The sequence below is a fragment of the Gordonia sp. 852002-50395_SCH5434458 genome (assembly GCF_001665905.1).
GTDB classification, from domain to species: Bacteria; Actinomycetota; Actinomycetes; order Mycobacteriales; family Mycobacteriaceae; genus Gordonia; species Gordonia jacobaea.
In genome coordinates this window covers 1-8,078 of record NZ_LZTC01000085.1, presented here as the reverse complement: position 1 = coordinate 8,078, position 8,078 = coordinate 1, and the positions used below count along the sequence as shown (strand labels likewise).

Below are 8,078 nucleotides of genomic sequence, written 5' to 3'. Positions count from 1 at the left end.
GGCTACCGCTACCTCGTCGACGAGGCCGAAGCCGCAGGCGAGAAGATGTGCCGGCGGACGGCGTGGCGGATCTGCTCCGCCGGCGGCTGGACCAGCACCATCAGCAAGAGAGGCCGCGGCAAGCACCGCAAGGCCGGCCCGCCTGTACACGACGATCTCGTCAAGAGAGACTTCACCGCGCCCGGCCCCAACGAGCTGTGGCTGACCGACATCACCGAGCACTGGACGGCCGAGGGCAAGCTGTACCTGTGCGCGATCAAGGACGTCTACTCGGGCCGGATCGTCGGGTACTCGATCGACTCGAGAATGAAGTCCCGCCTGGCCGTGGCCGCCCTGAACAGCGCTGTCGCCAGGCGAGGGGACGTGGCCGGCTGCGTTCTGCACAGCGATAGAGGGTCTCAATTTCGTTCGAAGAAGATGCAGAAGGCCATCACCCGGCACGGCATGCTCGGGTCGATGGGCAGGGTCGGTGCGTGTGGTGACAACGCGGCGATGGAGAGCTTCTTCTCGCTGCTACAGAACAACGTCCTCGACCGTCGATCCTGGGCCACCAGAGACGAGCTCCGGGCCGCCATCGTGCACTGGATCGAACGGACCTACCACCGCCGCAGACGACAGGACCGCCTCGGCAGATTGACCCCCATTGAATTCGAGACCATCATCAACCACGAGGCCCCTCAGGCCGCGTGACTAACCCTGTCACCTATCCGTGCACCAGGCCCGCGCGCCGCCATGGTGGCCGAGTTGGGTGCCGTTGTGAGTCTTCGGTTCGCGTGACGCCGAAAAGCGCATCGCGCCAAACTGTTTCGTCTTACCCATTCTTGTGCGCGATGACGGCTGGCATGGGCACATTCCAATCGACAAGTCTTCCGCTGAAGCAGGGCGAACTAGCCGTGACGATTGGCGGGTAGTTGACGTTGTTGAGCTCGATCTGCAACTTGAAGGCATCGGGTGCCTCGGCGAACCGGTTGGGCTTCGTAAAGTCTTCTCGCTCAATAACTTTCCAACCCCAAGAGGTCCAGATGTCCCCGACGCGGGCGACGGCCGCGTTGTAGTCAGATCCGGGCGGGAGTTTGAGGTCGCGGGAGTCAGTGTAGTTCACGGGTGCGTCTTTTGACGTGGCCTTGTCGTCGCAGGGGACGGTGGCGCCCCACCCGCCGAAGCGGGAGGAATCGGCGGCCGTTCCGGCAGGCAACGCATTCACAGTTCGTTGGAAAAGCTCGATGACGTGATCTTGAACCTCGCGTTGGCTCGCGGGACTGAAGCTTGCAGAGCTCGTAGGGGCTCCTAGGGTTGTCGAGGTTTCAGCTGCTGGTTGACCGCCCGCACATCCAGCTACCAAGCTTGCGAATATAACGGACATCACTGCCACGAGGCGGCACACGACACTGCTCATCTCGGTTGGTGGGTGGGGACTTGTCCAGCGATGATATCCCCCACGTTCTTAGACCGGGTGCTACCTAGGTCAAAGTAGGAGCTGTAGGCTGAGATCGACGGCAAATTCATCCGTTTCGTTCCAGAAGTGTCACCAGGGTCGGAGGCGAAGGTGTGCGCGCCGCACCCTTCACTGGTCGGGCGGCGCCGTTTGTACTGCCCGCAAGCTTGATCGCATCGTTGTCCCTAAAGAAGGCTGTGTCGTCGGGGTGTGTGACACGGTCCTTGTCGGCAAGTACGGGCATCTCGTTCGTCCGGTGTGCGAAGCGTTACCCCCTCATGCCGCCCAGCGTGCTGCGTCGCCGTGTGCGGCGGCCAGGACCTCAGCGAACTGGTCGTCGCTTCCGGTCGCGTAGCGAACCGCGGTTTCGTCGTTGAGGGCGGGGTTGGGCGAACACATCCAGAGCGCAGCGCTCCACGCGTTGGCGTGTTCGCGCAGGATTTGCCACACCTGCAGCAGATGTTGGTCGACTGTGGCGGCGTCGGTGAACTGCCATGTGGGGTACACCCAGGTACCTGACTCGAGTTGGCAGCCGACCAGGGTCTTGTGCTTGACGCGTTTGGCGATCGCCTGCTTGCTCACACCGAGCCACGAGGTCAGTCCGGCAGTGTCGTAGAACGGCCCCACCCGCTGGTCGTGCACCGTCACCGATGGCAACGCAGCAGCCATCGCCATCGCTATCCGCTGAGTGTCGGCGAAGACTTCGGCATCAACACCGGCATCCTCGGCTATCGCGAACCGCTCGTCGACGAGCTTGCTCAACTCGTTGAGCAGCGCCTGCTTGCAATCGGTCAGATCAGACACAACAACCCCTCAGACGAACTCAGACGACTTACGACGTGTCTACGCCGCCACGCGGCAGCGGGCAACCCAGTCAACCTCGCTAGGCGTCCTGCAGTTATGTTGGCGGCATCTGCACAGACTCCCGCATCGCCATGTCAGTGATGCGTAGTAGACAACTCGATATGAGCTTGCGACGCCTACGACATCCATCGACCGTTGACGCGCTACTTGCGTATCGCACGCACTACGCTCGCGTCGCGCGATGCATGCACCCAGGGTGCTTCAACTATTGCACTCACACCGACGATGTCCGCGAACCCCGACCGCTCTTCTGCTCAAAACGGTGCGGCACCGACTACTCAGCGCAACGAGTCGCCCTCCTAGGAGATCGCGTTCATAGGCGACGCCCTGGCCCACGCGTCCGCGCGAAGCAACATCGCAACCGAGCTTCGACAACAACGCGCACACGCCACGTGGAATCTCGCGCGATACGGAGGACTCATGCCAACCGACGAATCCACCACGTAGCCGCACCGACCAGGACGGAGAAGAGATCCACAACCACCCACCGGCGAATCGGGTACCTCGTGACTTGTACAAACCCTGACCGACAATGAAAATTTCGCTTCCTCCCGAGATGTACGGAGGAAACCCCGCTGGACTACTTGAGCATCTTGGCCTCGTTGTTGAGCGCCAACCACTCGACGACGACGATTACTGGATCGTTAGCGCCGATCCCACAACGCTTGTGCAAGCACAGACACTGCACGGTCCAGCGTTGTCGCGGAGCAGATTCGATGTCTCGAGCGTGCCTACGCCAAGCATTCCCGGTGGAATGAATCCCGAACTTGTTGACGCTCTGACCGCTCACAATGAGGCGCTCGCTTCACAGCCGACCCTTCGTTCAGCTGTACAGCTAGTAATCAATACCTTGGTCGCAGTCCCGGATAACGAAGTACCAGCGACAATCAAGTGGGGTAGCGACACTCTGTCTCAGATTCCGCTTACGCATGAGGACGGGACAACGGAGCCACTCTTTCCAAAACATTCAGTTCACGATATCCGCATCAACGAACTCGCCTATCGATGGGCCAAACTGCCTCAAGTCATGCTTCGGCTCCGACACGACACAGCAGCCGCAATAATTGCTATGTCCAAGAAGGACCCTGACTCGATGATGTTCTCGTCCTCGGGCGCCCTTCTTGAGGGAACCGTGTTCGGTGGGGTGTACTTTGCGCCTCTTCTCGGGAACATCTCGCCAACAATGTGGGGTTTCGGAGTTCCGCGTATAGGGCAGGTCATAGTTTATTCATTTGGCCGCCAGGTTGGTGGTCGAAGCCACGGAGCCCCCAGGGATCTCATTGACACTCTCGGTGTCCTTGCTCACCACTCATCTCTCGGCGAGTTCGATGTCCACTCAATCGACAACACGATACTACATAAGGCAGCGTATTCGGAGGCCATCGATTGGTGGGCAACTCGAATCGACAGATCATTGGTGGATCTTTTCTCGCCGACGACGTACACGGACGAGCACGATATATATCGGCCCGGGGCTCACCAAAGATGGATGTTGAACTTCGAACAACTACTCGCTCGCATCTGCGCGATCACACGACAGCCCAATGACCCTGCCACCCAATTGATGCTACTTTTCCCGACGATGGATATCTTGGCTGACAGCTTTACGGGAAGTAATGGAATTGGTCAGCTTATGACGCCCAAACGGATTAGCAAGTTGATAGACAGGGTCTCCAAGCGTGTCCCCGATCGCATCGAGCCAATCATTATGGCACCAGCTCGTCGCGCACTCGCAGCCGCGGAGCAGGTTGCTGATGAGTTCTTCATTCCTAGCCCCAATCCCGATGCCACGCCGGAGTCGCGCATAATCCACTTATGGAATGGCCGCCGCAACACCACACATGGATTCAACAACAATGCCGAGATTCTCGCTGAGCATACCGGGCGACTACCGCCAGATATTGTTCTTGTGCCATTCGTGTACCTCCTTGACATACTGACGGATCGACAGCGCCTACTCGAACGAGTTCGTCGTGACTGCCAGCGACCACCAAAGCCTTAGACCCAGATCCCCAGCTACTGTTGCTACTCCGAGCAACGAGAGGAGTCGACCTTGGGCGACTTACACGTGGCACAGATCAAGCGCCGACTGAAGAGTACGACCTACCCACATATCGACACTTCAGATCTCGACACGCACGACGCAGCGCACGTCGAGCAAGCGCAGCTGACCAGGGCACTCGCAGCCTTCGTGCTGACCAAGGTAGCGGGTCTCAGCGATGAAGACGCCGCAGCATGTGTGACGGACGGCCCAGGCGACAACGGCATCGACGCGATTGCATTCGTCGACTCAGACCCGCCCCAGCTCTACCTGGTGCAGTCGAAGTGGACAGATGCTGGCAACGGCGGCGGCGCAACCCTCGACGAAATGATGAAGTTCCAGAAAGGATTGGCAGACCTAGTAACCATGAGGTGGGAGCGCTTCAACGACAAGGTGGCCGCACGTGTCACCGAGTTGGACAATGCACTCCTCAATACCGACCTCCGAATTGAGGTCATCTTTGTAACGATGGGCACACCCCAAGTAGCACCCGCCGTCGCGAGTCACATGGATGACTACATCGCCACCCTCAACGACCCCACCGAAGTGGCGATATTTAGCTACCTGAATCAGGGAGCCGTATACAAACTTCTAGTCGATGACACGCGCTCAGCACAAATCGATTTCGCCGTTGAGTTGTCGGACTGGGGCAAGCTGGAAGGTCCGCCCGATGCCGTCTATGGCCACGTCAGCGGCACAGAAGTCGCCGCGTGGCTTCGTGACCACGGACCACAACTGTTCGACCGCAACGTACGCGTGGTGCTTTCAAACTCGGAAGTCAATGCTTCTGTCCTAGAAACGGTAGACGAATCCCCCGAATCGTTCTGGTACTTCAACAATGGCGTCACCGCGCTCTGCGAATCAATCGATAAAGCCCCCGCAGGTGGCACCGAGCGGCGTCAAGGAACGTTCGGGCTCAAGGGAGTCAGCATCGTCAACGGTGCACAGACAGTGGGAACACTCGCACGCGCACTGCGCACAGGTAAACATCAAGAACTCGACAACGTTCGGGTCATGGTGCGCTTCATCTCGCTGGAATCTGCCCCTGAGGACTTCGGCAAACGTGTGACACGGGCAACGAATACACAGAACGTCATCGGCGGCAGAGACTTCGTCGGACTCGACCCCCAACAGACGCGACTGCGAGACGATTTCTCGGTTGACGGCCTGACCTACGCGATCCGCAGCGGTGAAGAGCGTCCTGATCCCGACAAAGGCTGCGAGTTCACCGAAGCTGCAGTGGCCCTGGCGTGTGCACATTCCTCTGCGCTCGCCACGCAGGCAAAACGTGAGGTAAGCCGACTATGGGACGACACCTCGAAGGCCCCCTACAAAGCACTATTCAATGCGACCACCACCTACTTGCGAGTCTGGCGATCAGTCAGGATTCTTCGCGCAATTGACGCGAAGCTTGACGAACTCAAGGCGGGGCTCGACACCAGGGAGCGTGGGTACGCAGTACACGGCAATCGACTTGTCGCCCACGTCGTATTTGCGAAACTCGACTTGTCAGGTATTGAGGACCCTGCCACGGACTGGAATACCATTCTCGATCGGGCAGCCGATCTGACGACTAACGTCCTCGACACAATCACGAAGAATGGCGAGGACGAGTACGGGGGGTACACCGCGAGCTTGTTCAAGAACGCGACCAAGACAGAACACCTCGCCACGCAGGCGATCGAGGCTCTAGCTCGAGGATAGTGCGATCGGAAAACTCGTTCTTAGTCCACAGCTGGTGGCATGCAACTCTGACTAGGTCGGCTATCGCGCGCCGACTCTCATGGCGGACAAGAGCATTCATGGGTTGGTTCCTGCTAAGTTATCGGCGAATCACAGTGACTGAGTGTCCGGTGGTGGCGGGTTCTGAGCGCGTGGGCCGACCAGGGAATCCGCAGGTCCTCCGCTGGCAATATGCACGCCGACTGAGCGACGAACGCTCGCGGATGGATGCTCCCTAAGGATTTCTGCGAGCGGCTGAGTGGCGGCTTCCGGCGTCATCTGTTCAAGTGGTCCCGCCACTGCTTTTGCGACGAGCGTTCCCCATCGTCGAGGACGTGCGTGAGAAGATCGAGCACCCGTTGGTCTGTGATTCCCTTGCCGATCCACTGTGCGAGGCCGAACGCCACCTGTGCACGTACATCGACAGACGGGTCCTTTGAGAGAACAGCTAAGGCGGTCAGGTCTGCTGGTCGCTCTCGCGCGGCAATCACCCGTACTGCCGCCACTCGGCGGTCCTCGCTCCCGGTGAGAAAGTGAGCCAGTTCAGAGTCGCCGAGCTCATTAGGTCGTACCGCCGCAAGCGCAGCTGCCGCAGCGCCGACTACATCCACCACCGGCCCAAAGAATGGGTCCTGGCTGGGTGGGTTGATCACCAGGGACCGGAGGACGGGAATAATCCGCATCACGACGGGTTCGGGGATTAAGCCACCCAACTTTCTAAAGCTCTCGAGTGGTGCCGTAAGTTGTTGCGAATAAAGTGATTTCAGCATCAAGAGTTCGAGAACAGGATCCCAGTCGGCCTGATCTGGGTAGCACGCGTTTATCAACACCAGCACTCCAGCGTAATTCACGCTGCGATGTGAGTATTGGCCTCGCCCAAGTTCTTCGATGTCGTTGGCAACCTTAGAAGCGAGATTCGCGATGAGACCTGCTGCAGTCTCTTGGCCGAGGTCGCGTACGTCGCCAAACGCTTGAAGGGATGCGATATCACCGTCTGCGATTCTTGTGCGGAGCGCATCCCGAACAGACGGGTCGCATTTCGCTAGCACTTCTGAGATTGCTTCCGCCAATTCAAAGTTGTCTGTTTCTCCTCGCTGCTCAAGAGCAACCAGATCTGAACCGATCCATGCGTCCTCTGGGATCTCCCGGATAAGCCCAGCATAGTGATGTGCCATGAGCTGATCATCCATCTGAGGAAGCGAAATAACGTGGTCGACAATATCGCGGACCGATTCCTTCGACGCACTCAGAAGCAGATCTGACATGGTTTCCAGGACTGCGCGGCTGACCCAGAATGTGGCCTTTACACGCTCGCCGAACGAAGTCGGGTCTCTCAGTACTTCAAGCAAAAACGCAATGTGCCGGTCCGACCTGTCGGCTACCAGAACGTCTGCGGCAGATTGCAGCGCCGCGAGATCCGCACGGACAGATGTCGATGTGGAACGTTCAAGGTCGATTACGTTGACGTCATCGATCACCGGACCCGCTGGCCCGTTGCGCAGCAGATGCCGGACGGCAAGCTCGACAGACTTCTGGTCACCTGTTTGGCGCAGGAGGCTCAAAGCGTTTGTTACATACTCGCGATCCGGTCCCGCGTCGGCAGTCATGACCATCCGCTCGGCGAGTATTCCTGCGGTGGATCGCCACGCATTGTGGTCGGCCGATATCCCTGCGATCAGCGAGGCCGCCCGAAGACGAAGCCATGTCTTGTCGCTTGCACCGAACGTCCAACTAGTGTCCTTCGCCCACTTTTTGTACACCGATTCCCAGAATTCCTGGAGTCCCATGCCACCTCTTGAGTACGCCACCAAGCGGCCAAGGTATCTCGCCCGGTAATCGCGCCCGGGATGTTGTTACTTTCCCAGCCACTCGTCGTGAAGACGATGTTTGCGCTTGACCCGAGGATGGCGGCTACGGTCGGGTCCTGCGCAGGCAAACCGGCTCTTCGAAGTTGAGCGGGCAATGCCTGGTCAGGGCCGCGGCGTGTCGTTGAGGTGAGACGCCCCTGGTCTCCGG

At 59.0% G+C, this 8,078-nt stretch carries 6 protein-coding genes; 3 read left to right on the top strand and 3 right to left on the bottom strand.

Going from position 1 to position 8,078, the window contains the following annotated elements; translation table 11 throughout:
* Positions 1–690, top strand: a 690-nt coding sequence (locus A5785_RS18625) for an IS3 family transposase (RefSeq protein WP_064868327.1), incomplete at its 5' end; no start/stop codon positions are given.
* Between the two features lie 121 nt (positions 691–811).
* On the opposite strand, the gene A5785_RS18620 is transcribed toward A5785_RS18625, so the two are convergent.
* Together A5785_RS18620 and A5785_RS18615 are read right to left on the bottom strand one after the other, a co-directional pair.
* Positions 812–1,102 carry a hypothetical protein gene (locus A5785_RS18620; RefSeq protein ID WP_156525489.1) on the bottom strand — a complete coding sequence of 97 codons (291 nt, stop codon included), beginning with the start codon at positions 1,100–1,102 and terminating at the stop codon, positions 812–814.
* A 609-nt stretch (positions 1,103–1,711) separates the two neighbouring features.
* Positions 1,712–2,239, bottom strand: a complete 528-nt coding sequence (locus A5785_RS18615) for an antitoxin Xre/MbcA/ParS toxin-binding domain-containing protein (protein ID WP_064868324.1) — start codon at positions 2,237–2,239, stop codon at positions 1,712–1,714.
* A gap of 592 nt (positions 2,240–2,831) precedes the next feature.
* Between A5785_RS18615 and A5785_RS18610 the strand changes: the two genes are divergently transcribed.
* Positions 2,832–4,301: a hypothetical protein gene (locus A5785_RS18610; RefSeq protein WP_156525488.1), complete on the top strand. Its 1,470-nt coding sequence runs from the start codon at positions 2,832–2,834 to the stop codon at positions 4,299–4,301.
* Positions 4,302–4,367: 66 nt separating this feature from the next.
* A complete protein-coding gene (locus A5785_RS18605) occupies positions 4,368–6,044 on the top strand; it encodes an AIPR family protein (protein ID WP_082938041.1) in 1,677 nt (558 codons plus the stop codon).
* Between the two features lie 293 nt (positions 6,045–6,337).
* Here the strand turns inward: A5785_RS18605 and A5785_RS18600 are convergent, their stop codons facing one another.
* Positions 6,338–7,849 (bottom strand): HEAT repeat domain-containing protein, encoded by a 1,512-nt coding sequence (locus A5785_RS18600; protein ID WP_064868316.1) that lies wholly within the window; start codon positions 7,847–7,849, stop codon positions 6,338–6,340.
* Positions 7,850–8,078: the final 229 nt, after the last annotated feature.

Excerpts from the sequence above, each read along its gene's own strand:
- A5785_RS18610 (WP_156525488.1), top strand. The coding sequence starts at position 2,832 with ATGAAAATTTCGCTTCCTCCCGAGATGTACGGAGGAAACCCCGCTGGA.
- A5785_RS18600 (WP_064868316.1), bottom strand. The coding sequence starts at position 7,849 with ATGGGACTCCAGGAATTCTGGGAATCGGTGTACAAAAAGTGGGCGAAG.